The 826-nt window shown below is 65.0% G+C and carries 2 pseudogenes; both read right to left on the reverse strand.

Features of this window, described 5'->3' with window-relative positions:
- Positions 1–341: pseudogene (locus G3436_RS25950) on the reverse strand (SGNH/GDSL hydrolase family protein); the annotation flags it as partial.
- Positions 328–826: pseudogene (locus G3436_RS25955) on the reverse strand (MBOAT family O-acyltransferase); the annotation flags it as partial. The pseudogenes G3436_RS25950 and G3436_RS25955, both read right to left, overlap by 14 nt.

Consider the following 826-nt stretch of genomic DNA (forward strand, 5'->3'; position numbering starts at 1 on the left):
AGCGGGTGCGCCACGTCCACCGTGACCACCGGCAGGTTGGGCGGCAGCTCCACCGTGGGCACGGCATCGGCCTGGGCCAGCAGGGTCTGACGCTCGAGGCTGTCGATGAAGGTGCTGCGCGCGTCGCCGAGGGCCTGGGTCAGGTTGCCGCCCAGGCGCCACGCCGGGCTCTGCCCGATCAGCGGCAACTCGCAGCTCTGGTGGTACTTCTGCTGGCAGTACAGGCTGATGGAATTCTGGTTCAACCAGAACAGCAGCAGCGTGGTGACCAGGATCGCGTACAGCACCTTGGCGGCGCCTTTCTGCACGGTGAACAACTCGCCGGAACTAGAAGCTCGCATAGATAAAACCCGGTACGCCTGATTGCGATGCAAAGATGACCAAGGAAACGAACAGCCCCAGCGGGATCGGATACAGCTGCCACGGCAGCCGGCTGCTGGCAGCAAAACCCTGGCGCATCAACGCCAGCAGTTGCGGGTAGATCGCGATGTACAGCACGCAACCCAGCAGCATCGCGCCGGTGTGGCTGGCCAGCCCGTGCAGGCTCAGGCTGGCAATGCCGGCGAGCATGTCCAGCGCATCGTCCAGGCTCGCACTGCGAAAGAAGATCCAGGCAAATGCGACGTAATGGAACGTCAGCAGGCGCGCCAGCACGTCGGCACCCGGCCAGCGCATCGGCTGTGGCAGCACGTAGGTCGAGGCCTTGTACAGCGCCAAGCCCACGCCGTGCAGCGCACCCCAGATAATGAAGTTCAGGCTCGCCCCGTGCCACAGCCCGGACACCAGCATGGCCAGCAGCATGTTCAGGTTGCCGCGCCACACGCCC

This window comes from Pseudomonas brassicae, from assembly GCF_010671725.1.
Classification (GTDB): Bacteria; Pseudomonadota; Gammaproteobacteria; order Pseudomonadales; family Pseudomonadaceae; genus Aquipseudomonas; species Aquipseudomonas brassicae.